This window comes from Pedobacter sp. V48 (assembly GCF_000523515.1).
Classification (GTDB): Bacteria; Bacteroidota; Bacteroidia; order Sphingobacteriales; family Sphingobacteriaceae; genus Pedobacter.
Genome location: NZ_AWRU01000005.1, coordinates 352557 through 377306, shown reverse-complemented (window position 1 = coordinate 377306; position 24750 = coordinate 352557). Strand labels below are relative to the sequence as shown.

Sequence of the window (24750 nt, the reverse complement as noted above, 5' to 3'; positions counted from 1 at the left end):
GAAATTTAGTTAGGCCAGAGCAGTCTTCAGTTCATTACTCACACGTACCTTCCTGTATCGGTTAAAAGCCATAAATAAAATGCCAATAACCAATATCAAGGAGATATTTGCTATACCTAGTAACGTTTGGCTTTTAACAGCATATAAATTTGCAAAGCCATAGCTGAATACCGAGCTAACCATATACATCGCACCACCGGTAAGCCCGCTTGCTACCGCTGCATTTTTTGAAAAGCGGCTTAAACAATAACCATAAATGATGTTGAAAATAAAGCCTCCGCACATATGGATACCAATCGTGAAGCCTATTAAGGTATAAATATTACTGCCAAAGGGAACTGTAAAGATCATAAGGAACACAAAACTGGTCTGCACAACCAGCGCAGTGATAACCTTTTTAGCTAAAGATTCCTTAATTAAAGATTTGGCAATAATTCCACCAGTCATGATAGAAAAACCAGATAACAGTGAACTATAACCGGTAGTGACAGCAGAATAACCAAATACACTTTCTATAATAAAGGGGCTCGACAAACTATAAATAACCACCAGACCAAAGCAAATGCCGATGATAGCTAAACCAAGTGTAAAATCAGCTGTCTTTAACATTCCACTATAAGTCTGTGCAATTGACCTTATTTTAAATGGATGAAAGTGTTTTAAAGATTCACCACTATAGATGAGTTCCAGGATCAAAAAAAGAAACGACAGCACCCCAAGAAAATAGAAGTTGGATCGCCAGCCAAAGATACTTTGCAAATATCCCCCTAAAAAAGGCGCCATAATTGGGGCACAGGCCCAGATAATAGCAAACAAGCTGATGTAATGCTTTAATTTCTCTCCGGAATAGAGGTCAACAAAATAGGCACGTTTTCCTACTACAATAAAGGCAATTGTAATTCCCTGAATAATGCGCATTGCATAAATAACATAAATATTGGGTACCACGGCAATCACAAAACTGGTCATCGAAAACAGAGCAAGTGATATGATACTAATCCTAAAACGTCCAAAACTATCCAATATGCTTCCAATAAAAATCTGACTTACGCCTATACTAAACATAAATAGCACCAAGGAAAGCTGAATGGCAGATGCTGAAACATGTAAGTCTTTTGCCATCGCCGGAAGAGAGGGCAAATAAATATCTGTAGCAAATCCCGACAATGGAATAAGCGAGAGGGCTAACACGGTACTAAAACCCTGGTGATTTTCTTTTAAAATTCTCATTGTTTTCTGTTATCAATTGGTTCCGTGTGCTGCTTCGGAAACATTTTTCCACTCTTCAAAGCTAGCCAGGCGTTCTTCATATACTTTTTTTACCGAAGGATAAGCAAAAGACCCTAACAATAACCTTAGCGGTGGATTAGGTGCATCTACTAATTTAATTATGGCTTCTGCAGTAGCTGCTGGTTGTCCAAAAAAACCAGGAACGGACACAGCTTTCTGAAACGCTTCTTTTACCGGGCCATATGCCTCCATACTGGTTGCTTGAAAAGCCGACTCCCCAGACCAATCCGTTGCATACCCATTAGGCTCAACCAGCGAAACGTTAATCCCAAAAGCTTTTACTTCCATGGCAAGTGTTTCAGTTAAACCTTCTACAGCAAATTTGGAAGCATTATAAATCCCCAGCACCGGAGCTGTTATTAAACCTAAATAACTCGATACCTGGATAATGTGACCCGCCTGTTGTGCCCGCATAACAGGTAATACGGCCTGGGTTACCCAAAGCACCCCAAAGAAATTAGTTTCCATTTGGCTCCTTGCTTCTTGTTCAGAAGTTTCTTCAACAGCGCCAAACAGTCCATATCCTGCATTGTTGATCAGTACATCGATTCTTCCAAAATGTTCCTTCGCCCTATTTACGGCTTCAAAGCAAGCCTGACGATCGTTAACATCCAATTGAACAGGCAATACCTGATCCCCAAATTGATCGATCAGATCCTGAAGTGCTTCGATATTCCGACCTGTAGCTACTACCCGGTCACCACGTTTTAAAAATGCTTCTGCCCAGATTCTTCCAAATCCCCTGGAGGCTCCTGTTATTAAAATTACTTTTGACATTGTTTCTTATGTTAATTGTTAAAACTCAATAGATAAAATAGACCAATCGGTCTTTTAATAAGCAAAAAAAATTAGGTTAAATACGACTCAAATTCCAGTTTGATTGCCTCGTGAATAATCCGCATTTGCTCATCGCTCTCTAATACCCTCCTACACAAAATAGCCCCTTCTATCATGGCAAAAACTTTTATACTAAAGTTCTTCGGATTCACAGTTGCAGATATTTCATTGTTGGCAATACCATCAGATATGATATCAAAAAATCTTTTCTGGGAAGACCGGATTGCCTTCTTTACATTTTCTTTCATACCAGGATGTGTATCGTCTGCCTCTACACCAAAGTTCAGAATAGGGCATCCCCCCTCAGTATTTATAATCTCTTTATAGGCATCCAATAAATTTAAAAATTTTTCTTTCGCCGTTCTCCCACGCAACACGGCCCTGTTCAATTGATCGGCAAGCGTCTCGGTCAGGTATAAAAATGACGCAACGCATATTTCATCCTTACTTTCGAAGTTTCCATAAATACCACCCTTGGCCAATTTTGTTGCTCCCATGATATCACTAAGAGAAGTACCGGCCATTCCTTTTTTGTTAATAATGGAAGCCGATTTCTCTATAATAAATCTCTTAGTCCGCTCTGCCTTATTCATTAAATAAATATTAGATGAAGCAAAAATAAACCATTCGGTCTATTCCAACAAATATTTTCATCTTTATATTGTAAAATTACCAACATAATGCAAAAGCAAATAGTCTACAGACCATGCGCCACTCCCCCTAATAATTATGATAAGCAGGATTGATAAGAGCAATATGAAGTATTCAATCCCTTCCCCCTTCTTCCTGCCAGTCCAGTTCATCGCCCATCCATCGGGGGCATGCACCACAATAGCCGCAGCAAAGATGATGAAATTACCTAGCGCAGCTACCCGACCGAGGCATCCAATAATCAACCCTATACTGCCCAATGTCTGGGCAATAATTACCAGCCAGGCTATTAATACAGGAACCTTTTTAGCTTTAAAATCTGCTAGCGTTCCTTTAATACCTATTCCCCCTCCCAATGGCGGAAACCATCCAAAGAGCTTCTGCATGCCATAAGGCAAAATGATGACTCCAGCCACTATCCTGAGGATAAGCGGGACATAATCATTACTGGTATAAAAGATGCTGTCCATCATAAAGAGAGAATAATCTAAAGTTAACATATTAATTAATTTTCGTCCGGTTTTCAAGATCATTTCCAAATGAATTATGATCTTGACTATTCTTGCTACCTTTAGTATAAAATTTATAAAACTACCACTTCCGGAAAACTATGTTGTCGAGTACGCTTATAGAAAAAGAGATTAAGGATTCCTTCTCTATCCATTTTTTTGCAGATAGACAATATGAGTCTCCATCTGATCGGCTTACTTATAACCGGATAATCCTAATCAGTACCGGGGTTGGGGAACTAAAAGTAGATGAACATACTTTTAGAATTTCAGCCTCTGAGCTTTTTTTAATTTCAAAGGGACAGGTCGTAAGCTTTAAAAAAGGTGTCAAATTTACAGGCTATGAGCTCAGCTTTGGTGATTGCTTTTGGGAAAAAGCTCCTTCAAGCGCTAATAATTGTAAGGCAGTCCTGTTCAACAATGCCGCTGCAAACCAAAGACTTCCGCTAATAAAAGAAGACCATGAAGAACTTGGTTCGCTTTTCAAATCTTTATTGAATGAATTCGAAAGAGAAGAATATATCAATAAGTTGGATGCAATGGCAGCCTATCTAAAAATTATCATGATAAAAATAGCGAATGTAAACACCTCTCTCGCAAGCGGATTCGACAATTATGAGAATAAGCTTTACAGACAGTTTACAGAATTGATAAGTGAGCATTATCAAAGCTCACATGAGGTAGCGGAATACTCGAAACTTTTAGGTATTTCTGCCCGAAAATTGGCCGATCTATCAAAACGTTGTAGCGGCAAAGGCGCTAAGGAACTAATAAACGGACAGCTTATCGCAGAGGCGAAAAGGTCTTTACAGTTCTCATCCATGCCGATTAAAGAAATTGCACTTCAGTTGAATTTTGCAACGCCAGATCAGTTCAGTCATTTCTTTAAGAAAAACGTACAGGTATCTCCTAAAGATTACCGGACACTTTTTACAAACCTTGGCGTGTGATCATCTAACCAATTACTGATTTGCGGATATTAACATCTGATTGACGGATTTTAACATTCCCTATGCGATAAGACTGCGGTAACTTTGGGAAAACAAAAAGACAATGTCAGTTAATAAATTAAAAAACGTTGCAGGGATAAGCATTCCCGATAGTAGCATTGCCAATCAGGCAACAGAACTTTTATTAGAACATGGAACAGAATTCATCTACAACCATTCTTTAAGGGTTTTTCTTTTTTCTTCTTTAAATGGAAAAAGAAACCAGCTAAAATATGATCAGGAATTGTTATATGTGAGCTCGGTATTCCACGATTTAGGTTTAACAAAACACTATAGCAGTTCTGATCTGCGTTTCGAAGTAGATGGAGCTAATGCCGCACGCGATTTTCTTAAAAGTCATGGACTACCAAAAGAATCTTTGCAGTTGGTTTGGGATACTATTGCTTTACATACTACAATAGGTATTGCAGAACACAAGGAACCCGAAGTAGCGCTGATGTATTCAGGCGTCGGCTTAGATGTAATGGGAGAAGGATATGAGCATCTTAGCGAAGAGAACAGAATTGAGATTATTAGTGCGTTTCCACGTAATGATTTCAAGAAAAACATCATCCCAACTTTCTTTAGTGGTTTTGAACATAAAACTGAGACCACTTTTGGTAATATCAAAGCTGATGTTTGTGCGTATATGATCCCAAATTTCCATCGCAAAAATTTCTGCGATTGTATCTTACATTCACCCTGGAATAATTAATAGAGATAAATAACGATTGCTTTCACAATTGCTGAGCAATTGTGAAAGCAATAACATCACTAGTTGATATGTACACTAGCTATTCCTTTGTCCAATGCATGATCCTGTATGCCTGGCAATGAGGTTCCTTCTGCACGAATCACGGTGATATCGGTCATCCCCAAAAAACCTAGGATAGTTCTCATATAAGGTTCAACATAGTCGATCGATTTTAATGGCCCTTCTGAGTAAATCGCTCCCGATGACAGCGCGATATAAACTTTTTTGTTTTTAACCAATCCTTCAGGGCCGTTTTCATCGTATTTGAAAGTGAGGCCGGATCTGGCAATATGATCTATCCAGGCTTTTAATGAGGAGTGAATACTGTAATTGTAAATCGGTGCGCCGATCACAATCACATCCGCTTCCATGATCTCTTTGATCGCTTCATCTGAATGTTTAACCGCAGCTAAGAGCTCTGGTGTTCTATTTTCAGCTGGCGTAAAAAAGGAGGCTAAATGTGATTCTTCGAGGTGTGGAAAGTGCTTTTCAAGGAGATTTGTTTCCTGAACAGTACTATCCGGGTAAACCGCTCTGATCTTTTCTACAATGGCATTTCCTAGTTTAATGCTAAAAGAGGCGTCGCCTCTCGGACTTGATATGACATGCAATATCTTTTTCATGAATTTATGATTTATTGTTGTCAAATCTATATACATTTGCTTACAAAAGATTAGTAGTATACAAAAGGTTAGTACTAATATTTTGGTTAGTAAACTGTAAATCAACTAATTATGAGCAAAACACTACAGCCAACTTCCAATGAATGTACAAGCAGACTGGATTCCATCTCTGATGCACTTTATGTGATTGGTGGCAAATGGAAACTTAGGGTTGTGGTTTCGCTGCGCGAGAACAATAAACGGTTTAACGAGATCCAGCGAAGTGTTGAAGGAATATCTGCACGTGTGCTATCTGCTGAACTTAAAGAACTTGAAATAAATGGTTTTGTAAAAAGAGTGGTTCATGCGCAAACACCAGTGGTGGTTGAATATCAACTGACTCCCTATGCAGATACTTTGAGCGGGGTATTGGAAACGCTGTCTGAGTGGGGTGCAATGCACAGAAATAAATTGAGAAGTGAGCGATAGAAAAAGGAATAAATATTATAAAAACCTATAATTAAAATCGTAGTTTGCTTTATAAACGTGAAGTATACTAAATGAAAATAATCTTTACCAGTATTATTCTGTTCCTCTTTATTCCAAGCGTAATTTTCAGTAGCCCGTTAGCACCCAATATTGAAAAACTAGCCTGCGAACAGCTTTCAAATCCAATCGCTATAGACAATCAACATCCAGCGCTGAGCTGGCAAATGGCATCGGAATATAAAGCAAAAAGTCAAACGGCATACCGGATAATCGTGGCAAGCAGTAGCTCTTTATTACAGCAAAATAAAGGTGATTACTGGGATACTGGCAAAACGAACTCCACAAATTCAAGTCAGGTTTTCTACAAAGGCAAGCCATTAACTTCCAGAAAGAAGTTGTATTGGAAAGTAATGGTTTGGGATGAAAAAAAAATGCCCTCCAACTGGAGTCAGACCGCCTGCTGGTCCATGGGTCTATTGAAAGCTACGGATTGGCAGGCGAAATGGATTGGAGCCTTCGAGAACCCATATCCAGATTCGGCGATTACCTACCCCGCTCCCTTTTTTCGTAAAGAATTCATAGCCGAAAAAAAGATAAGACAAGCTACTGTTCATATCAGTGGACTGGGTTTTTATGAGTTATTTTTGAATGGAAAGAAAATTGGAGACCAGGTACTGGCTCCCGCGGTTACCAATTATGATAAAAGATCACTGAAGAAATTACTTTATCCTTATGATGATCAATCTACTCAACGCGTACTTTACAACAGTTTCGATGTCACCAATTATCTGCTTCAAAAAAACAATGCGATTGGGATACAACTTGGTAATGGATGGTACAACCAGCGAGATCGAAGGGTTGAAGGCGATATGTGGTACGATGCGCCAAGGTTAATTTTTCAATTAGAGATCGCATATGCAGACGGCACCAGCAAAATCATCGGATCCGATAAAACCTGGAAAACAGCAAACGGACCACTATTAAAGGATGGTATTTTTACAGGAGAAAAATATGATGCACGATTAGAACTGGGAGAATGGAATAAAATTGGTTATGCCGATATTCAGTGGAAACCAGCAATCTTAGTTCGTGCACCTACCGGTGCTTTACGTCCGCAGCTCGCACCCTTTGATAAAATTACCAGAACGCTAATGCCTGCTTTTGAGGGTAAAACAAAAGATTCTGTTTATTCTTATCATTTAGAGGAAACGGTATCAGGCTGGGCAGCGATAACTGTTAAGGGAAAAGCAGGTAGTCGGATTAAAATTAGGTATATCAGCGAGGAAGGCGAAGATTATGGTCAGCTCGACAGTTACATTCTGAAAGGCAAAGGAGTTGAAAACTGGGAGCCAAAATTTACCTGGCATGCTTTCAGAAGAATTGAATTAATTACCCAGGATGTAAGCCTTGACAAGGAAAGTTTAACAATAAAAGAAGTCCACACGGATGTAAAATCAAATGGAAATTTCGAATGTTCAAACCCATTTTTAAATAAAATAAATACAGCCTATATCAAAACACAAAATGCAAACTTTCATGGAAGTATAAGTAGCGATTGTCCTCATAGAGAAAGGCTGGGCTATACAGGCGATGGGCAGGTGATTATAGAGAGTTCAATATTCACTTATGATATGCGTCAGTTTTACCGCAAGTGGTTCAATGACATGGACGATGCCAGAAACAAAAAAACCGGGTTTGTTACTCACACAGCACCTTTTGGCGGTGGCGGAGGTGGCCCTGCCTGGGGATCGGCCTATGTAATTATGCCTTGGACATACTTTTCTCACTATGGCGATACTACCGTATTGGCCGAGCACTATACCGGTATGAAACAATGGGTTGAATACCTGCAAACCAGAACCGACAAAGACGGATTAATAACCAGAGAAGAACCTAACGGGTGGTGTTTAGGAGACTGGTGTACACCCAGCAACATTCAAATTCCGGCGCCTTTGGTTAATACAGCCTATTTTTATCACGTTACCAATATCATGACAAAAGTGGCAAAGACATTAGGTAAAAATGATGATTATCAAAAATTTGACAACCTTGCAAATGAAATAAAAACAAATTTTAATACCGCGTATTATAACCCTTCAAAGCAAACATACTGGGAAGGCAGGCAGGGTGCCGATGTATTTGCCTTGGCTTTTGGTCTGGTACCCAAGGAGAATTACGAGGTTGTTTTCAACGCTTTATTAGCCCATTTAAAGGCAATCAATTATCATTTTGATACGGGTATTTTAGGAACTCCCCTGCTGATAAAAGTGCTTTCACAAAATGACAGGGATGATATTGCCTACCAAATTATGAATCAAAAAGATTCCCCGGGCTTTGGTTATTTGCTGGACAGCAAAAACAGCACTTTATGGGAATCGTGGAATGGAGATGGCTCCAGGTGCCACCCTATGTTTGGAAGTGTAGTGGAGTGGTTTTATTCAGGTATTGCTGGGATAAAAGTTGATCCGGCAAGTGTGGGCATGAAACATTTTTTAATTCAGCCAAAGCCTATAGCCGATTTAAATTATTGCAAATCCTCTTACCATAGTTCATTTGGGAAAATACGTTCAGAATGGAAAAGAGATCATGGAAAGCTGCAGGTATTGATTGAGGTTCCTAAAAATAGTTCAGCAACTTTTGTTTTACCTGCAAATAAAACGAAGATAAAGTATGATTCCGGACAAAGCACTTTAGCAAAAGAAACCAACAATAAATATGAGGTTGAATTCCAATCGGGCGTATATAGCTTTGAAATATTATAAAACAGCCAGGTTCTTAGTTTGATAGTCAACTAAATTTTAATTATTTTACGATATGAAATTATTATTAACGCTCTTATGTACTGTCATTTGCCTTACTGGCCTGGCTCAGGAAAAACCACAATCAGACACTACCGTATATGAATTTACGGTCGTTCAGGTAATGCCTAAATTTAAAGGTGGCATGAAAAAGTTTTATGAAGCGGTAAATGCTAACCTCCAATATCCTAAAGGCGCCAAGGAGGCTGGAATTAAAGGCCGGGTATTTTTGTCGTTCATAGTTGAATTGGATGGACGTATATCTAACATCAAAGTTGATAGAAAACTTGGTCATGGCTGTGATGAAGCTGCAATAGCGGCAGTTCAAAAAACATCGTTTACTGAACCAGCCTATTATAAGGACAAACCAGTGCGTATGTTACTAAACATGCCTGTTGGCTTTGGTATTTAATCCAGCAGTCGAATTTTTCTATTCCACTTTATTTGGGCTTCTTTATCTGAACCATGATTGGTTTCTTCATCATACTGATGCTGCAGTTTTTCGAACTCCTGATAAAACTTCTTGTAATTGGCCTTGATCTCATTTTTATAATTTTTGGTGTAATGGCTCGCGTTTAGGGCATCCTGAACCTTCTTTCCGATAAAGAACCCGATAACAATATGCCCCTGCTCATGAGTGATTAACTGATCTAAATTCTCATCTTTTATTCTCGATCGGTCGAGGTAACTCCGGGAACTGTTAGGAGTGATAGTCAGGGCGACCTTGACTTTCACATCTTTTGAACGTCGCGTGCCCTCTATGTTAAAACCGTAACTGTAATCGATATAGGTCATGCTTGCAAAGGATGTATTATCAGGCACAGGACCTTTGAAAAAGCTAATGTCAATTACCGGAATGTCTTTAGGAATACTGCTTTGCGCAAAAGAATCAGACTGAGCAAACAGCAAAAGAATAAATACAGATCTTTTTAGCAAAGAAATAAAAGAAAAAAGTAACTTGCTATCCATAGGAGATTACCATTGTAATGACGCTCAATAAGGCCAATAATAGTGCCATTCATTTTCAACCTTTTCCCAACCATCATTAAACACAAATAGAAAGCTGACTACTTCTGATAAACACGTACATAATCAACTTCAAAACGGTTGGGAAATTTGGTATTGGCAAGTGCTCCCCCGTTCGTACCCCCCATGGCAAGGTTCAACAGCATGTAATGAGGTTGTTTGAATGGATGGGTATTACTCCCATCTTTGTTGTAAAGACTATCCATATCTACTTTAATCAGCAGCTGGTCATCTATATATAAAGCGATGTCTTTTTCTGTCCAGTCCATTCGCCAGATATGGAATTTTGAGACCCATTCCGGTCCGCCCAATTCTATGATGGACTTGGTATTACTGTGCCATTCCGCTTGATATTTTTTTGAAGTGCCAACAGCAATATTGGCCAGTAATTTCCCCCTGTAATATTCCATCATGTCTATTTCACCATCGGAAGGCCATTCTCCGGATACACCGAGCGTCCACCATGCAGGCCAAAGCCCGGGGCTTACGTCAATTCTACCCCGCATTACAAAACGACCATATTGCCAGGAATGTTTACCGGCGGTTTTTATGCTTGACGAAGTATATTCCGCATTTTCACGATTACTTCTCCAATCCCCAGATTCCTTTTTAAAACCTGGGTTAGGCCTGGTTTCCTTTCTTCCTTCAATAACAAGCAGCCCGTTTTCACACCAGGCATTATCTCCCTGGTACCATTGGGCTTCTTCGTTGCGTACAAAGCCCTGCTCGTGCGTCCAACTTGTAGTGTCAGGTTTACCATTATTGTTAAACTCATCTGCCCAGACTAATTTATAACCTTCTTTTGTGTAAATCGATTCCGGATCCGCTTTCTGTGCGGATACATTTACCGTTCCGGCAAGGGCAAAAGCAAAAAGGATGCGAGTCATTTTATTTACCATATTCATTTCTAATACAAGTAATATGCATCCCTTAAGGTAATCATTCTGGGTTTTATTCCAACATTTTAACCCATTCTATAGAAAAATTCGTCGGCTACGATTTTACCATCTTTAACTTCATACACACAAATCTCGCTCATTGGCATTCTACCATGCTCTTTATAGGTGGCGTCTATATCCATAACTACAGAAAAATGGTTGTCCGCAACAAGCGGGTCTGAGGTCGATGCACTATGAATTTCTGCTACGCTTTCTTCCCACTGCAACGTTTTATTTTTAACTGCCTCCTTGCCTTCTGTCAATTCCATCGGAGAACCTTTTGGCTCTTTACTAACTACATTGTCGGCATACAGTTCATCTACGGCTTCTGCGTGCTTGCCTTCACGGCAAAGCTGTACTAATTTGTCAGCTACTTCCTGAGTATTCATACGATTATATTTAAGTTATCTCTAAGTTATTACAAATCTGCCTTTTAATTGTTTCCCAAATATTATGTTTGGGTTATTTTGGCATTCACTATAAATCTATTCAGAAAAACTTTTGCTGATCGCTTTCAGGTAGGATTCATTGTTGGATCGTTTGAAAACAATGTCCTTACATTGGTTGAATTCAACGAATGTTTTTAAGGTTTGAACGAACTTTTCGATAACGATTTGCGCGAGATCAACAGATTCAAAATGGATGTTATGAACGATCAGCATTTTTTGTTTGCGGTCGGCTTTGGCATCCATCCTTGCGATAAAAGTTTCTCCTGCGAGAACAGGTAGGGAAAAATAACCGTACTGTCGTTTAGGAGCGGGCACAAAACATTCGATCTGGTAATCGAAATTGAAAAAATCCTTTAGGCGGTGACGGAAGACATTGAGGATATCGAAGGGCGAAAGGATGAATACATCGTTGGAAAGTTTAATGTTAATTTCCTGATTGGGGAGCATATAGAGCGGGCCTTTCAAGCCTTCTACAATTACCATTTTTACTTTTCCTGTCTGAACCATTTTTTCGAGTTCCTTTTTAACCAGGTTGCCTTTCACACGACGGGCACGCCAGGCCATTTCCCTGGCAGAGCAAATACCCAGTGCGCCTAAAGTACGATAGATCACAAAACAAGCGTATTCCGCATCTGTAGGCATGGTGAGGTCTGTTTCCTCCGGCACTAAATTAAAGGGTAAATCATAGGTTTTCTGAAAGGCTTTGGTACGGCTGATCATCAACTTGCCATTAAGGTAAAGCCTTTCCAAGGCAACCTTAGCGGGTCGCCAATCCCACCAACCGGAGCTGGCTGCTAACCGGTCGTCCTCAAAATCCCCAACCATTAGCGCCCCCTCCCTTTCCACGCGGTCCAGAATCTGCTTCATTAAATTAATTTCCGGCTTAGTGAGTGGTTTTCCTTGTGTTTCAAAGGCTTTTTTTACCGGCAGGGAAAAACGGAAATCGCCCATCGGAAGATAGCCTGCATCCGAAGTGAAGTATTCATAAATGCGGCCATCCGCGCTAAGGTTGGCCAGCCATTCTGTTTGATAATCCGGTATACGCGCTGCCATCACATGATGATGGGCACGCTCAACAACATAATTTGTATCCAGCTGCACAAAACCCAGGTGGTCAATTACGCTATAAACAGCTTCTATTCCAGTTCCGAATTGTGCTTTCCGGGCAAGCCCAACGGCATCAAGGATGATCTTCCGTGCTTGTGATTTGGTAAGGACAATAGATTCCATTTGCAATATTAAAGCTTATAATCAAAATGCACCACATCCTCCTGGATCCCACCGGTTGACCGGTAAAAGTCGATAGCATGCTGGTCTGCCAGATCGGCCTGCACAAAAACAAACTTACATCGATGCCCCTTGCAAAACGACTTTAGCTCCTCTATTAGTCTCCTGCCAATACCTTTGCGTTGCCATGCTACTTCAACAGCCAAATCGTAAATATATACTTCAGGGGCAGCATAATATATGGAAGGCATCATGTAAGCTGTCATTCCACCAACTACGTTTTCATAATCGTCAAGCGCACTAAAAAAAATGATCTGCTGATTTTCCAGTAAGGTTTGCAAATAAGCAACTGATGGCATTTCAAAATTCCGCATTTCAAATACCCGTTCATATACCCGAACCAGGGCCATTAGCTGTTTGATATCTGAAGATTCTAATTTCTGATAAGTAATTTTCATAAACGTATAACGTAAATTCCCGGACTACCCGCCAAGATACTAATACATTTCTATTTTGAGATGATTTCAGGACTGCTGATTGTTTTAATAATAAACCTATTTGTCAGCTCATTTTCATCAGGAAATTCGCAATCAAATTTAAGGGTATGCTTTCCGGATTTAAGACTTGGAATGGCCTGTTTTAATGCAATTTCGTTCTTAAAACTCCCCTTACTATTGTATATTTTAATAGTTGTTCCATTGCATACAATTGAGTTTCCTGCTTCATATTCGCCTGGCAATTCAAGTTTAAAATAACCATCCAATTCAATCCACGGATTACTGACTACACCTTCTTTTCCCATAAAAGTAAGGGTAAAATTTAATGGTTGTTCGGCATTACTATTTACAAACTGCCATTCCGAAAAGGTTGGTTGCCCAGGCTGAAGCACCTGCTTAGCATGTTCAAATTTGAATTTTTTAAACGGATATAGTTTCCAACCCTGATTATTATGTTCCAGGTGAAAATCGTTTTCAGGATTCTTTAATCTTGTCAATTGATCAGGAGAGAAAATTTTCTTTTTATAAGCCTCTTGCCAAAGCTTAATAAGGGCTAATAATTGAGCAGTATTTGGATTTTTTTGCAAATTTTTATAGCGTGCAACCAAAGCAAAACCTGCATTGTAACCGGCAGCTCTTGCCATCATCCATTCGATGTCTTCTGCCGTTGTTGTTGAAGAAAGTAAAAACCATCCCAGCATATTAGGCATGTAATTTCTTTCCAAAAAAGGTTGGTTTTCCAAGCGAAAATCTCCCTGGGATTCACGAAATCCACCGTACCATGGTTCTCCCCAGTTCCAATAATGACAAATATGCCAATAATAATGACTTGAACGACTTGTGCCGTTAACCAAGGTATGTTTGGTATCCTTGAAAACCTTTTCGGCAAAAGCCTGCATACCATAATCACCTTCCCCCGAGGATAAACATCCTTCATGACCATCAAAATCCATCTGGCTAACCCCAGTTTCAGTAAAAAAACGACCTAAATTCCCCGCGATTTCCTGTTGAAGGCTAAAGTTTGTAAAAAGCGTATTATATGGATAATCCATCATCATACCAACTGCTGTCCCTTTTTCCTGCGCGGATGCTATTGTTCCATAAGCTCCTCGCTGACAATCCAACAATTTAAAGGGGCGCTCTGATGTCACTTCACGGAAACGGATAATTTCTTCACCGATTTGCACAGCATGTAATGTACTGGGTTTTATGTTCTTAAAATACTCATCAGATTCAACCGCAATTTCAGTAGCAGACGATGTTATGTTTGCTGTCAGTATGGAGGAACCAGTTAAAGAAAGGCGTTTATCGGGCAACGGTGTAACATAAGGATCATTCGTATTGATAAAATTACTAAGTGTGTGTACACCTATACGAATTCCCTTTTTTGATGCTTTATCGACACAAACTTTCATTCCGGCATTCCCATTTGGGAAACTTGCAGGATTTAAAACAAAATGGCCCCAGGATTGAAACGGACTTTCATGGTAAACTGACATTAATTCTGCCTGTTTTGCATAATTCAATAAGGTATCTATATTACTTTCGTCAAAATCCGTAATCATATAGGCCCTCCCAGTTTCAGGGGACTGTTTATGCCAGACACCATTAATCAATGGATGTGGAAGCCCCTGGGCAAGCTCAATTGTTCCGATACGAGATAGTACTTGATTTTCGGGACACCCAAAAAGGGCAATCTTTGAACCTATCGTAGTTTCATTGGGTATTGCATTCACCGGCATATTCGGATATTGATTCCAAACCGTGATTTTCCGGTCTTTTGATCGATCCAAACTGAATGCCTGCAAACTACTCCCATAGGGCTGACTCACCGCCACCGAACCTCTTGAATAATCTGCCCCTTCAGCATTTTTTAAAACACCTCCGATGGTTTTTACATTTAATGATTGAAGCCCGATCGCATATTCACGATCACGTACCACCCCAACCACTTCTCCAATCGTTTGCCCAATAATAGTTGGATATGCACCCCAGATAACTGCATTTACTTTATCCTTTGTGTTCAAACGAATTAATTCAAAAACAAGATGGGTTTTCTTTTGGACAACTTTTATTTCTGCGGAGACCTTAGACTTCGTAAAATTCAGCACAATAACACCTGATTTACTATCAAATACAGCTTGAGCCGGCTCTTCCCAATCCTCGGCGACACGAACACTTAATAAAGGCGCCTTTTCTCCAATGGCAAGGTAATTTTTTCCAGTCTTGGGATTTAGCATTGCGGCGAGCTGACCCGTCTGGGAAATGCTGAGGCTCAGATCATCTGTTTTTAGATTGATTTGTTGTGCAGAAGCATTAAAAAACTGAACTAAAAGTGTAAAAATAACCAGGATTGTTTTTTTCATGAATAAAAAGGAAATCTAATTTATACTTCGGTTTTCACCAGTAAAAAAGAAATGAAATTGAATAAATAATAAAGCTAAAATATAAATAGAATCCATGATAAACTATTCAAATTTTGACACTTGTTGATGCTTTTTTGACATATGGCGATCCATCATAATGCAACAACCTTATGTTTTTATTTAGATTCATTATAATTAATATACTTTTACTTACTTTCGCCAAAAAAATAAATACGATGATTAAAAACTTACTTTTGCTGCTCTCCTTTCTGCTGCTTTCCTTTTCTCAGACCTATGGTCAGAACATTAAAATTCAGGGCGTGGTTACAGATAAAAATTCAGGGGTTCCCTTTGTAACCATCGAAACAAATAAATTAACAAAAACACAAACCGATACGAAAGGACATTTTACATTATTTGTAGAAGCGGGTAAACCTGTGGTATTAAAAACAAAAGCCGTAGGATATAAAAGCCTAAATATAGAACTCGGATTTTTACAAAGTGACACGACCTTAAACTGGGTACTGGAGCAAGAAAACAATACATTAGAAAATGTAATCATCTCTGCAACCCGTAAGCCCGAAAATATACGTAACATAGCTGCCTCAGTAAGTGTTGTTTCAAAAAAGAAACTCGAATCAGAAATGACCATTAATCCTGATTTAAGTACAATTCTAGCCAATCAGGTTCCGGGATTTGCCCCAACCGCTCAAACCGGAAATAACGTGGGCCAAAATCTTCGTGGACGACCAATGCTGGTTATGATTGATGGGGTAAGCCAATCTTCTCCGTTGCGGAATGCCGAAGTTGACCTGCGTTCTATCGATCCTGCCGTTTTACAACAAATAGAGGTAGTAAAAGGCGCAACAGCAATTTATGGAAATGGCGCAGCCGGTGGCCTGGTCAACTACATTACACTTGTTCCTGACACTGCTGCAAAGTTTGCAGGAAAAACATCTGTTAACTTAAACGGATCGCTGATCAACCCAAAAAACTCCGGCGGTGGCCGTATCAATCAAATGTTCTACGGAAAGGTTGGAAAGATTGATTACATAGCTAGTGGAACTTACGAACAAACCGGTGAATATAAAGATGCTAAAGGTGATGTGGTTGGCCCGAACTATAGTTTAGGTGAAACCGACAGCTATAATGCATTCTTCAAAGTTGGTTATCAGCCAGCCAAAAACCAACGTTTGCAGCTCGTGTACAATATGTACAGTAGCTTACAGAATAGTAATTTCACATTAGTGAATGGCAACCTTGCCACGGGTCAAAAGGCTACGGGAGTTTTAGGTAAGCCTTTGGGTATACCAACCGGGGTGGATTACAACCACAATGTCCACCTTTCATATAAAATAGACAGCATACTTTTAAACACCAGCCTGACTGTTGACACTTACTTTGAAAAACGCAAAGATGTATTTTACGTTTCTTTAGGTCGGTTTGATGGCGGGGATGGACAATCGTTAGCTACAAATGATAAAAAAGGTGCCCGCATATTTTTGGAAACGCCTGTTTTTCAAACTTCAGCTTTAAGGGCAACACTAGCCTATGGAGCAGATTTTTTAAAAGATAAAACGGCACAGCCTTTAGTTGACGGCAGGACTTGGGTGCCGGAAATGGATATGGCCAACCTGGCTCCATTTGCACAGGCAAGTATCACCGCGTTAAATGACCTGATATTTACTACGGGGATACGCCTTGAACATGTAAATATCGATGTTCGCGACTACAAAACATTGCGCACTACAAATGCAACAGGAGGAACATTAACACCTTCTTTTGATGTTACTGGTGGTAAATTAAAATACAACACCTATCTGTATAATGCAGCATTAAAATATAACCGCATTGCATTGTTCAGTCCTTTTATCAGTTTCTCTCAGGGTTTTTCGGTAATGGACATTGGTTTGGCATTACGTGAAGCTAAAGTGAACAGCATTGATAAGATCAATACCGATGCCGTAAAAGTGAATAATTATGAGGCGGGCTTTCAAAGTACATATCAGGACCTGACTTTTCTTGCTTCCGTGTACAGAAGTACATCGAAGCTTGGTATTGAAGTGGTATACGACGCGGCTACAGGATTGTTTAATACGGCAAGGAGTCCTGAAGAAATATACGGATTTGAACTCGCTGCCAATTATAAATTAATGCCTTCATTAGAATTTGGTGCAAGTTATAGTTACACAGAAGGTAAACGTGACATTGATAACAATGGCAAATTTGATGACAGTGTGGATATGTATATGAATGGTCGCCGAATTTCGGCACCTAAAATTACAGGAACAGTTACTTATAGTCCGTTGAATGTATTAGATCTAACACTTAACTATACCGGAATAGCGTCACGTAACCGCTTCGAGAAAAACGCCACTGGTGTTTACAACGGTAATGAAGGCGCTGTTAAAGCTTATAACCTATTCAGTTTTGCAGGAAGCTACAGGGCTAACAGAAACACCCGGATTACTTTAGGCGTGGAAAACCTGTTTAACGAAGATTATTTTCCGGCAAGGGCGCAATGGTTTATGCAACCAGGCTTCTATTCCAAAGGTAGGGGGACATCAGTTAACCTGGGCTTATCTGTAAGCTACTAAGTAGCTTACAATCTATAATTTGTGTATGTAAAAAAATGTTAAATCAACCTGTTTTTGCATTATGATTAATTTTAATACACTAGTTTGTGCTAAAATTAATCCCTATGATAAAAAAGCTTTATCTCTCCCTGTTCCTAATCCTGGTATTCACAATTAACTCCTATGGCCAGAGTATATCTGAAAACTCCTTTGAACTAAACGGCAGTATTGATGTGGATACCGGGACTATTAAATTAGCATTTATCAACGCAAAAGAGTACTATCCTTCAGGTATCGAAGAAATGGTGGTTAAGATTAAAGATGGAAAATTTCAATTCAAAGGTTCAACCCCTTATCCGATTGGAGTATTTTTAAATGCCAAAGTATTTGTGTCCGATATGTTTATTTTAGAGAAGGGTGTGCAGACCATTACATGTAACATAGATTCTAATTTTAAGATACCCGAAATGAAAAATCATGCGATGGATGAATATCGCAATGAGTATTTAAAAGCTTTCAGGGCAAGTAAAGCCTATAAAAATAAAATGAATACGAGATGGGACGATCTGACCAGGCGATATTCAGGCAAATTACCCGATAGTATTCAGTTACGCTTAATGGTTGACCTGAAAAAAGCTTATTCAATGAATGATGAGAATTTGTTAAAATATGTAAAAACCAACCCCAATTCTTACCTGGCATTATGGGATCTTGTCAGATTACTAGGTTTCGGCTACGAGAATATTTTTGACTCCATTTTCGCGGCATTCTCTCCAGAAATAAAAACAACTTTTACAGGTAATAAAATTGCTGAAAAGCTTAAAAATGCTGGCACTTATATAGCGATTGGCAAACCTTTTCCCTTGATCGATTGTATCGACCAAAACAACGTAAAGTTAACGGCATCGTCCTACGTAGGCAATAAATTTACGTTGATTGACTTTTGGTATAGTAGCTGCCTGCCGTGCATCCGCCAATTTCCAGATTTAAAGAAAACATACCTGGCTTATAAAGACAAAGGATTTGAAATAGTTGCAATATCAACAGATAAGGCAAAATATGAAGCTGACTGGCGAAAAGTAATCCTTGAAAAACAATTATCCTGGCCTCAATATTGGGATATTGATGGCGTTCAGGCAGCCAAACTAGCCGTTAACTCTTTTCCTAGTAACTTCTTGTTAGATGGTAATGGCAGAATCCTTGCCAAAAACATTAGCCCAGTCGAACTGGCCGACTTTCTGAATAGGAATTTATAATCATCACCCTTTTTATTGCTTCAAAAAGATAGCCAGGCCCTCAGAACTACTACTAGCACCATTGGAAACGTGAGTAGCAACTCCGTTTTTCCAGTAGGTTACAAAATTACCGTCGTAGCCTGCAAGGTACACCGCACTACCCGAAAGCGCGATGGCATTTGCCGTTGTGCTTCGGGTACCGTCGCCAAGGTTTTTAACCACCCCATTTCTCCAGTACCTGGCAATATCTCCCTTGCTCCCTATATTTTGATAACCCGAAACATATACATTTTTTCCGGAAACAGCAATGCCTGTTGCCACATTGTATTCACTGCCATCGCTGAGTGATACAGCAACACCATTTTTCCAGTATTTGGCAACGGGGTTGCTTCCCCCGTCAGTTGAGACGGACTCAGTTCCGGCCACATATACATCGCTACCCACAACTGCAATTGCATTAGCATATGCTGATTTAGTGCCATCGGTAAGCGGCACGGCTATGCCATTTTTCCAATATTTAGCCACAAGCCTGCTCCCGTTAAATTCACTTCCAGCGATGTATACATCGTTTCCGACCACCACTATTGCGTTTGCATTAGCATGGTGACCCGCTGTACCGTCGGACAGGTTGGTGGCCACTCCGTTCTTCCAACATTTACCTACTTTGGTGCCGCTACTATTTGTTTGGGCACCTGTAACGTAAACATCATTACCATTTACAGCAATACCACCGGTTAATGTATTGTGATCGCCAACGGTCAGTTGTGTTGCTACACCATTTTTCCAGTATTGAAGCTTTCTTCCGCCAACAATATTTTCCCAACCGGCTACATATACATCATTGCCTGCAACAACAATACCTGTAGCATAACCGTTCCCCCCACCGGTAAGGTTAGTAACAACACCATTTTTCCAGTATCTTGCCCCGCCGCTTTCATAGCCTGCTACATATATTTCAGACACGGGTATTTCGGGTCCATCAGATTCATCCGGATTTGCTTTTTTATCCTTTTTACAGCTGGCAACACCTAGAGCAAGGATGGAAAAAGTAATAATGGCATAATAGGTGAATCTCATCTTCGTGTTTTTGATCAACTGATTGTTAAAAATATAGTTTTCGATTTTCAACTTTTTGAACAAGATTCATACCAAGAAGGTTTTTGCTTTTCGTGGTGGCAAGCGAGCCAGCGTGGCCTCGGCCTGAAATCTTACTCAACTTTTCGGTAAGCCAGCAGATAGCGCCTTCTGAACATTGCATAGGTCACACTAACCATCACCAAGGCCACAACGGCATCGGTGGCTGCCCCAGCACCCATGACGGCTACTTTTGACCCGAATGCGAAGATAATATCAAAGAAGATTCCGGCAAATACCCATTCTTTTAATCTCAGCAATCTGTCGGGAATCAGGAGCACGATGACGCCCGATATTTTAGCAACCCCCAACAGGTAAATGAAATGTGCAGGGTAACCAAGTTGCTGGGTAATTTCCCAAACCAGCGCATTTTTGGTCAGTTCAAAGAATCCGCTTGCACCGAACCATAGGGAAGTTAAAACGATGCCGATCCAGAAGGTTATTTTTGTTGTTTTAGTATTCATGATTTCTATATTTAAGTGTTTAATTTTTACTTCGTACTTTAATTGTCTTTGAATTCAACGGTTGTTATATTGCCCTGGTGGCGCTGTGTATGGCTTTGCTTTTTTTATCCTGCAGCAAACCGATGATTTCCCATCCTGCTGTGTTGTATGCTTTGGGTAATTCGAGACTGAGCTGGCCGTTTTCAGATCGGTCCAATTGGAAGGTCTGTAAGCTTCTCACAATCTGAGCATGTCTAAGCGTACGGCCTTCATTTTCACCTCGCTTAATCTGATGGACCGCTTTCTTTTGAACGATTGCGATTAGCAATTCATCTTCGCTAGTTTTTCCAGTGACCTGATAACTAAGGGTCATTTTTCCGCCCTGCTGTTTCCCCTGCAGCTGCAGCGTGCTGACTGAGCTACCGGTAAGACTGCTTTCTATGGCATAATTCATCGCTGACTCATTGGAACCTACGAATTCAGTTTTACCGTTAACCACTACCTGCGGTGTGTAAACCTGTGCCCGAAGTTTGCTTGCATAATCGTATTGACGTTTGCTGTAGTCCGGATTGCTAAATACATCACGCCAGCCCTGGTTGTCCCAGTAATCTACATGATAAGACAAAGCATAAACAGGTTTGTCGCCGGCCGCGCGCTGCACTTTAGCCAGTAACTCGTCCGCTGGCGGACAGCTGGAACAGCCTTCAGAAGTAAAGAGTTCGAGAACGACGAACCCGTCCCCTTTAATCGTTTGTGAGATAGATGATTTGGAGGCCATCGATCTGTTGGCCAGGGTCGCGGTCAGTAACAAGATGACGGCTAATGCGCAAAGCATGGTTAGTTGTATCCTTTTCATAATTTGAATCTTTAATTTGATCCAAACTTAGGGACTAACGACACCCAAAAACAGGAGATTCGGCTTGAACCGGACAATTGGGATCGCCACATAGACAGGGCGATCCTTCAATTATATTGCTGTTAACGGTTCTCCATCCAGGATAAGAAGGAGGTCGATTTTTCTTTATTGATGAGCAGTTTATCCGGAGTTTCGAGCACCAATTTCACATAGAGCTTGCGCAGAAAATAATGCTCAATCTCCTTAATCGCGCTGAAGTTGACCAGGTATTGCCGGTTAACCCTAAAAAACTGTTTTTGGGAAACCGACCCGGCAACCTGATCCAGGGATTGGCTGAGGGGAAATTCCTGCCCGTCGAAACACATGATCGAAGTAGACTCATTTCGAATGTAGAAATAGGCGATCTGTGCGACCTGGACTGTTGTATATTTCTGGTGCTTGAATACCAGGAAACTCGTCTTCTCCGCAGGTTGAACCATCTGAATCAGCAGATCGCTCAGATCGGGAATCGTTTTTTGCTGAAAGAAGTTTTTCAGGGCATCCACTTTTTTCATGGCTCCAGCAATGTCTTCTTTTGAAAATGGCTTCAGCACGTAATCCACTCCGTTGCGCTTAAAGGCCTCCAGCGAATATTCGTCGAAAGCGGTGCAAAACACCACAGGGCAGCTAATTGCTACTGACTTAAAAATCTCAAAGCTCAGGCCGTCTGCCAGTTGAATGTCCATAAAAATCAGGTCGGGTTGCGGTCCTTTGGATAGCGCCGCTACCGACTCTTCTATACTTTGGTAGGAGCCGGTGATTTTAGCAGCAGGACGAAGTTCCCTGAGGATATTTTCCAATGATTTGGCGGTTCGTAATTCGTCCTCAATGATGATGATGTTCATAGATTAATGGAAGTTTGATTTGAAATAATTGCTGGTCGTTCAGTCTCTCCACTTTCCTGTCCAGCAAATGACTGTACTTGAGTTCAATATTTTTGAGACCAACTCCCAGAGAGCTTTCCTCGTTATTCTTTAGCTGTATCTGATTCTCTACCACCAGTGTATCAGCATCACGGTAGATACTGATGTTTAATGGCCGATGCAGCGAGACAATGTTATGTTTCAAGCAATTCTCAACAAGTAGTTGTAGGGTGAAGGGCGGAATAAGCGTTTCCAGCACCTCATCATCCAGTTTGCTGGTAAATATAAACCCATCATCAAACCTGGCCTTTTGCAGGAAAAGGTAGGCGTTTAGGATATCCATCTCTTCACGAACGTGAATGAGATCCAACTTGCGGCTCTCCAGGGTATACCGATAAAAATTAGCCAGTTTCAGGATGAAGTCTACCGACTGCTCATCATTGCTCTCCACCATGGCTTTCAGGGTATTCAGGCTGTTGAAAAGGAAATGGGGATTGACCTGTTGTTTAAGCAGGTCATACTGCGCACTGAGATTATCATTTCTGGAGCGTTCCAGCTCCATATTTACGTGCTGGTTTTCATAGTTCTGCTGCAACAGGTTCAGAAACATATAGAAGACCAGGTTAATCAATATCCCCCGAACCTCTACCATCAGCATCGTAGGGCCGAATTCAATATGAGAGAGAATTAGCTGCTGAATATAAGCCAGTGCGAGCATTACTGCGAGTCCGAATAACAGTGATTTCAGCAGCTTATGGTAAGAGATCTGCTGACCTTGGGGCTTATTGCTTTTTCGCGAAAGCATATAGATATTGAAGTACCACATCGTTACAGCAAAAACTGCGGTGATACCTGCATTCACCGCAGCTTCTGAAAGATTGAACTGGTGGGAAGCGAGTTGGGGCACTGAAGATAATACCCCCAGCACAATAGAACTGCTCCAGATAATTGTGTTTGATATCTTGAAATTCGTTATTTTCATGAATAAGCAAGGTAAGATTAATCTGTCATTCTTATTTTTTCTCGATGCTGCTTGCCCCATCGGATCATCTCCAGGATAATGGCGCCAAAAGAAAGGCAATAGTCTGTTTCACTGTATTCGACCAACACTGGTGTTGAGGGCGTTACGGTTCTTTTGATCAGTTTATTGGCTTCCATATCCTTCAATTCCCTGGAAAGCATCCGGGTAGTGATACCCGGAATACTTCTTTGTATGTCGCGAAAGCGCCTGTTCCCGTTGCAGATTGAATTGATGATCATTAACCTCCATTTTCCGCCCATGACGTACATGGTATCCTGCAGTGCCTGGATTTCCTCCTTTTGATTTCTGGGATCGGAAAGTATTTCTCCCGACTTACGGATGAGTTCTTCATTGCTCATGATGTACTGGTTAAGGATTGCTTGCAAGATACTAAAATACGAAAGTTTATAAACTCATTCCCCCATCCATCACGATTTCCGCACCGGTAATAAAACCGGAAGCTTCTCCGGCGAAATAAGCCACCATTTTAGCAACATCATCTGCACCACCTATTTTCCGCAGCGGAATGCGCTCAATCAACCAGTCATCCAGGCCTTGGCGGCCGGCCTGGTCAAGCCCGAGTTTATTTAAAATCTCGGTCTGCGTTGGCCCTGGACTTACCGCATTCACACGTATACCCCGCGGCGCCAATTCTACAGCCGCGATCTTCATTATTGAGTTCAGCGCCGTTTTGCTCGAGCTATAGATAGAAGAGTTGGCTCCGCTCATGCTCGCCACATTCGAAGAGAGGAAAATTACCGATGCACCATCATTCAGAACTGGAATAAAGCGGCTCAGCGTAAAGTATGCTCCCTTAAAATTGACATCCATCACATAGTCGAAATCACGCTCGGTTGCATTTTCAATCCCTGCACCTGCCAAAACTCCTGCATTGATGAACAGGATATCGATCCTGCCAAATTGTGCGGTTACTTTTTGAGCAAGTTCTTCAATAGCGGAGACCCGGCCCTGATCACTCACAAAACTGGTCACCCCCAGATCCGCAGCCGCTTTTTGCAGTGCATCTTCCCTTCTTCCGGTAATGATAACTTCCGCGCCCCGTAATTTTAATTCTTTCGCAGTCGCATATCCGATACCACTGTTCCCTCCTGTGATGAGGGCTATTTTTCCTTTTAAAGTTTCCATATTTTTCTATTGTAA

General features: G+C 40.7%; 25 protein-coding genes. 7 read left to right on the top strand and 18 right to left on the bottom strand.

The window, feature by feature from the left end; all coding sequences use genetic code 11:
* Window positions 1-9: 9 nt before the first annotated feature.
* The 4 genes from N824_RS05015 to N824_RS05000 all read right to left on the bottom strand — a co-directional run bounded on the left by N824_RS05015 (window position 10) and on the right by N824_RS05000 (window position 3278).
* Window positions 10-1230, bottom strand: coding sequence for an MFS transporter (locus N824_RS05015; RefSeq protein ID WP_235206991.1), 1221 nt, complete (start codon window positions 1228-1230; stop codon window positions 10-12).
* A gap of 12 nt (window positions 1231-1242) precedes the next feature.
* Window positions 1243-2067: an SDR family NAD(P)-dependent oxidoreductase gene (locus N824_RS05010; RefSeq protein ID WP_048904025.1), complete on the bottom strand. Its 825-nt coding sequence runs from the start codon at window positions 2065-2067 to the stop codon at window positions 1243-1245.
* A gap of 71 nt (window positions 2068-2138) precedes the next feature.
* Window positions 2139-2720 (bottom strand): TetR/AcrR family transcriptional regulator, encoded by a 582-nt coding sequence (locus tag N824_RS05005; protein ID WP_048904024.1) that lies wholly within the window; start codon window positions 2718-2720, stop codon window positions 2139-2141.
* A 63-nt stretch (window positions 2721-2783) separates the two neighbouring features.
* A complete protein-coding gene (locus tag N824_RS05000; protein ID WP_200869818.1) occupies window positions 2784-3278 on the bottom strand; it encodes a DoxX family protein in 495 nt (164 codons plus the stop codon).
* Window positions 3279-3388: 110 nt separating this feature from the next.
* Between N824_RS05000 and N824_RS04995 the strand changes: the two genes are divergently transcribed.
* Together N824_RS04995 and N824_RS04990 are read left to right on the top strand one after the other, a co-directional pair.
* Complete coding sequence (locus tag N824_RS04995; protein WP_048904022.1) at window positions 3389-4237, top strand: AraC family transcriptional regulator; 849 nt, start codon at window positions 3389-3391, stop codon at window positions 4235-4237.
* A 103-nt stretch (window positions 4238-4340) separates the two neighbouring features.
* On the top strand, window positions 4341-4991 hold the full coding sequence (locus N824_RS04990) for an HD domain-containing protein (RefSeq protein ID WP_048904021.1): 651 nt from the start codon (window positions 4341-4343) through the stop codon (window positions 4989-4991).
* A 59-nt stretch (window positions 4992-5050) separates the two neighbouring features.
* Here the strand turns inward: N824_RS04990 and N824_RS04985 are convergent, their stop codons facing one another.
* Window positions 5051-5653 (bottom strand): FMN-dependent NADH-azoreductase, encoded by a 603-nt coding sequence (locus N824_RS04985; protein WP_048904113.1) that lies wholly within the window; start codon window positions 5651-5653, stop codon window positions 5051-5053.
* A 111-nt stretch (window positions 5654-5764) separates the two neighbouring features.
* Between N824_RS04985 and N824_RS04980 the strand changes: the two genes are divergently transcribed.
* The 3 genes from N824_RS04980 (at window position 5765) to N824_RS04970 (ending at window position 9331) form a co-directional block, all read left to right on the top strand.
* Window positions 5765-6121, top strand: a complete 357-nt coding sequence (locus N824_RS04980) for a helix-turn-helix domain-containing protein (RefSeq protein WP_048904020.1) — start codon at window positions 5765-5767, stop codon at window positions 6119-6121.
* Window positions 6122-6192: 71 nt separating this feature from the next.
* A complete protein-coding gene (locus N824_RS04975; protein WP_052334055.1) occupies window positions 6193-8883 on the top strand; it encodes a family 78 glycoside hydrolase catalytic domain in 2691 nt (896 codons plus the stop codon).
* Window positions 8884-8935: 52 nt separating this feature from the next.
* A complete protein-coding gene (locus N824_RS04970; RefSeq protein ID WP_048904019.1) occupies window positions 8936-9331 on the top strand; it encodes an energy transducer TonB in 396 nt (131 codons plus the stop codon).
* Here the strand turns inward: N824_RS04970 and N824_RS04965 are convergent.
* The 6 genes from N824_RS04965 to N824_RS04940 form a co-directional block, all read right to left on the bottom strand.
* The gene (locus tag N824_RS04965) at window positions 9328-9888 is read right to left on the bottom strand and encodes a DUF922 domain-containing protein (protein WP_048904018.1); all 561 of its coding nucleotides are present in this window, start codon (window positions 9886-9888) and stop codon (window positions 9328-9330) included. The genes N824_RS04970 and N824_RS04965 overlap by 4 nt on opposite strands.
* A 98-nt stretch (window positions 9889-9986) precedes the next feature.
* Window positions 9987-10832, bottom strand: a complete 846-nt coding sequence (locus N824_RS04960; RefSeq protein ID WP_152541984.1) for a family 16 glycosylhydrolase — start codon at window positions 10830-10832, stop codon at window positions 9987-9989.
* Window positions 10833-10909: 77 nt separating this feature from the next.
* The gene (locus N824_RS04955) at window positions 10910-11272 is read right to left on the bottom strand and encodes a nuclear transport factor 2 family protein (protein ID WP_048904016.1); all 363 of its coding nucleotides are present in this window, start codon (window positions 11270-11272) and stop codon (window positions 10910-10912) included.
* Window positions 11273-11368: 96 nt separating this feature from the next.
* Window positions 11369-12562 (bottom strand): winged helix-turn-helix domain-containing protein, encoded by a 1194-nt coding sequence (locus N824_RS04950; protein WP_048904015.1) that lies wholly within the window; start codon window positions 12560-12562, stop codon window positions 11369-11371.
* Window positions 12563-12570: 8 nt separating this feature from the next.
* Window positions 12571-13017, bottom strand: a complete 447-nt coding sequence (locus N824_RS04945) for an N-acetyltransferase (protein WP_048904014.1) — start codon at window positions 13015-13017, stop codon at window positions 12571-12573.
* A 50-nt stretch (window positions 13018-13067) separates the two neighbouring features.
* Entirely contained in the window at window positions 13068-15422 is a 2355-nt protein-coding gene (locus N824_RS04940; protein WP_048904013.1) for a hypothetical protein, read from the bottom strand.
* A gap of 236 nt (window positions 15423-15658) precedes the next feature.
* Here N824_RS04940 and N824_RS04935 point away from each other — a divergent pair, with 236 nt between their 5' ends.
* Both N824_RS04935 and N824_RS04930 read left to right on the top strand, forming a co-directional pair.
* Window positions 15659-18019, top strand: a complete 2361-nt coding sequence (locus tag N824_RS04935) for a TonB-dependent receptor (protein WP_161662264.1) — start codon at window positions 15659-15661, stop codon at window positions 18017-18019.
* Window positions 18020-18123: 104 nt separating this feature from the next.
* On the top strand, window positions 18124-19254 hold the full coding sequence (locus N824_RS04930; RefSeq protein ID WP_048904011.1) for a TlpA disulfide reductase family protein: 1131 nt from the start codon (window positions 18124-18126) through the stop codon (window positions 19252-19254).
* Between the two features lie 12 nt (window positions 19255-19266).
* Here N824_RS04930 and N824_RS04925 read toward each other — a convergent pair whose 3' ends face one another.
* The 7 genes from N824_RS04925 to N824_RS04895 all read right to left on the bottom strand — a co-directional run bounded on the left by N824_RS04925 (window position 19267) and on the right by N824_RS04895 (window position 24735).
* A complete protein-coding gene (locus tag N824_RS04925; RefSeq protein ID WP_048904010.1) occupies window positions 19267-20310 on the bottom strand; it encodes a hypothetical protein in 1044 nt (347 codons plus the stop codon).
* Between the two features lie 131 nt (window positions 20311-20441).
* Window positions 20442-20831 carry a DoxX family protein gene (locus tag N824_RS04920; RefSeq protein WP_048904009.1) on the bottom strand — a complete coding sequence of 130 codons (390 nt, stop codon included), beginning with the start codon at window positions 20829-20831 and terminating at the stop codon, window positions 20442-20444.
* 64 nt (window positions 20832-20895) lie between these two features.
* The gene (locus N824_RS04915; protein ID WP_084498191.1) at window positions 20896-21666 is read right to left on the bottom strand and encodes a thioredoxin family protein; all 771 of its coding nucleotides are present in this window, start codon (window positions 21664-21666) and stop codon (window positions 20896-20898) included.
* Between the two features lie 122 nt (window positions 21667-21788).
* Window positions 21789-22550, bottom strand: a complete 762-nt coding sequence (locus N824_RS04910; RefSeq protein ID WP_048904008.1) for a LytTR family DNA-binding domain-containing protein — start codon at window positions 22548-22550, stop codon at window positions 21789-21791.
* Window positions 22531-23550, bottom strand: coding sequence for a sensor histidine kinase (locus N824_RS04905; protein WP_048904007.1), 1020 nt, complete (start codon window positions 23548-23550; stop codon window positions 22531-22533). Before N824_RS04905 ends, N824_RS04910 begins: the two co-directional genes overlap by 20 nt.
* A 17-nt stretch (window positions 23551-23567) precedes the next feature.
* The gene (locus tag N824_RS04900) at window positions 23568-23948 is read right to left on the bottom strand and encodes a helix-turn-helix domain-containing protein (protein WP_048904006.1); all 381 of its coding nucleotides are present in this window, start codon (window positions 23946-23948) and stop codon (window positions 23568-23570) included.
* A 46-nt stretch (window positions 23949-23994) separates the two neighbouring features.
* Window positions 23995-24735 carry an SDR family oxidoreductase gene (locus tag N824_RS04895; protein ID WP_048904005.1) on the bottom strand — a complete coding sequence of 247 codons (741 nt, stop codon included), beginning with the start codon at window positions 24733-24735 and terminating at the stop codon, window positions 23995-23997.
* Between the last annotated feature and the right edge of the window lie 15 nt (window positions 24736-24750).

Excerpts from the sequence above, each read along its gene's own strand:
- N824_RS04925 (WP_048904010.1), bottom strand. The coding sequence starts at position 20,310 with ATGAGATTCACCTATTATGCCATTATTACTTTTTCCATCCTTGCTCTA.
- N824_RS04910 (WP_048904008.1), bottom strand. The coding sequence starts at position 22,550 with ATGAACATCATCATCATTGAGGACGAATTACGAACCGCCAAATCATTG.
- N824_RS04965 (WP_048904018.1), bottom strand. The coding sequence starts at position 9,888 with ATGGATAGCAAGTTACTTTTTTCTTTTATTTCTTTGCTAAAAAGATCT.
- N824_RS04905 (WP_048904007.1), bottom strand. The coding sequence starts at position 23,550 with ATGAAAATAACGAATTTCAAGATATCAAACACAATTATCTGGAGCAGT.
- N824_RS04945 (WP_048904014.1), bottom strand. The coding sequence starts at position 13,017 with ATGAAAATTACTTATCAGAAATTAGAATCTTCAGATATCAAACAGCTA.
- N824_RS04950 (WP_048904015.1), bottom strand. The coding sequence starts at position 12,562 with ATGGAATCTATTGTCCTTACCAAATCACAAGCACGGAAGATCATCCTT.
- N824_RS04975 (WP_052334055.1), top strand. The coding sequence starts at position 6,193 with ATGAAAATAATCTTTACCAGTATTATTCTGTTCCTCTTTATTCCAAGC.
- N824_RS04995 (WP_048904022.1), top strand. The coding sequence starts at position 3,389 with ATGTTGTCGAGTACGCTTATAGAAAAAGAGATTAAGGATTCCTTCTCT.
- N824_RS04930 (WP_048904011.1), top strand. The coding sequence starts at position 18,124 with ATGATAAAAAAGCTTTATCTCTCCCTGTTCCTAATCCTGGTATTCACA.
- N824_RS04920 (WP_048904009.1), bottom strand. The coding sequence starts at position 20,831 with ATGAATACTAAAACAACAAAAATAACCTTCTGGATCGGCATCGTTTTA.
- N824_RS05000 (WP_200869818.1), bottom strand. The coding sequence starts at position 3,278 with ATGTTAACTTTAGATTATTCTCTCTTTATGATGGACAGCATCTTTTAT.
- N824_RS04985 (WP_048904113.1), bottom strand. The coding sequence starts at position 5,653 with ATGAAAAAGATATTGCATGTCATATCAAGTCCGAGAGGCGACGCCTCT.
- N824_RS04895 (WP_048904005.1), bottom strand. The coding sequence starts at position 24,735 with ATGGAAACTTTAAAAGGAAAAATAGCCCTCATCACAGGAGGGAACAGT.
- N824_RS05005 (WP_048904024.1), bottom strand. The coding sequence starts at position 2,720 with ATGAATAAGGCAGAGCGGACTAAGAGATTTATTATAGAGAAATCGGCT.
- N824_RS04970 (WP_048904019.1), top strand. The coding sequence starts at position 8,936 with ATGAAATTATTATTAACGCTCTTATGTACTGTCATTTGCCTTACTGGC.
- N824_RS04955 (WP_048904016.1), bottom strand. The coding sequence starts at position 11,272 with ATGAATACTCAGGAAGTAGCTGACAAATTAGTACAGCTTTGCCGTGAA.
- N824_RS05015 (WP_235206991.1), bottom strand. The coding sequence starts at position 1,230 with ATGAGAATTTTAAAAGAAAATCACCAGGGTTTTAGTACCGTGTTAGCC.
- N824_RS05010 (WP_048904025.1), bottom strand. The coding sequence starts at position 2,067 with ATGTCAAAAGTAATTTTAATAACAGGAGCCTCCAGGGGATTTGGAAGA.
- N824_RS04940 (WP_048904013.1), bottom strand. The coding sequence starts at position 15,422 with ATGAAAAAAACAATCCTGGTTATTTTTACACTTTTAGTTCAGTTTTTT.
- N824_RS04980 (WP_048904020.1), top strand. The coding sequence starts at position 5,765 with ATGAGCAAAACACTACAGCCAACTTCCAATGAATGTACAAGCAGACTG.
- N824_RS04915 (WP_084498191.1), bottom strand. The coding sequence starts at position 21,666 with ATGAAAAGGATACAACTAACCATGCTTTGCGCATTAGCCGTCATCTTG.
- N824_RS04990 (WP_048904021.1), top strand. The coding sequence starts at position 4,341 with ATGTCAGTTAATAAATTAAAAAACGTTGCAGGGATAAGCATTCCCGAT.
- N824_RS04900 (WP_048904006.1), bottom strand. The coding sequence starts at position 23,948 with ATGAGCAATGAAGAACTCATCCGTAAGTCGGGAGAAATACTTTCCGAT.
- N824_RS04935 (WP_161662264.1), top strand. The coding sequence starts at position 15,659 with ATGATTAAAAACTTACTTTTGCTGCTCTCCTTTCTGCTGCTTTCCTTT.
- N824_RS04960 (WP_152541984.1), bottom strand. The coding sequence starts at position 10,832 with ATGACTCGCATCCTTTTTGCTTTTGCCCTTGCCGGAACGGTAAATGTA.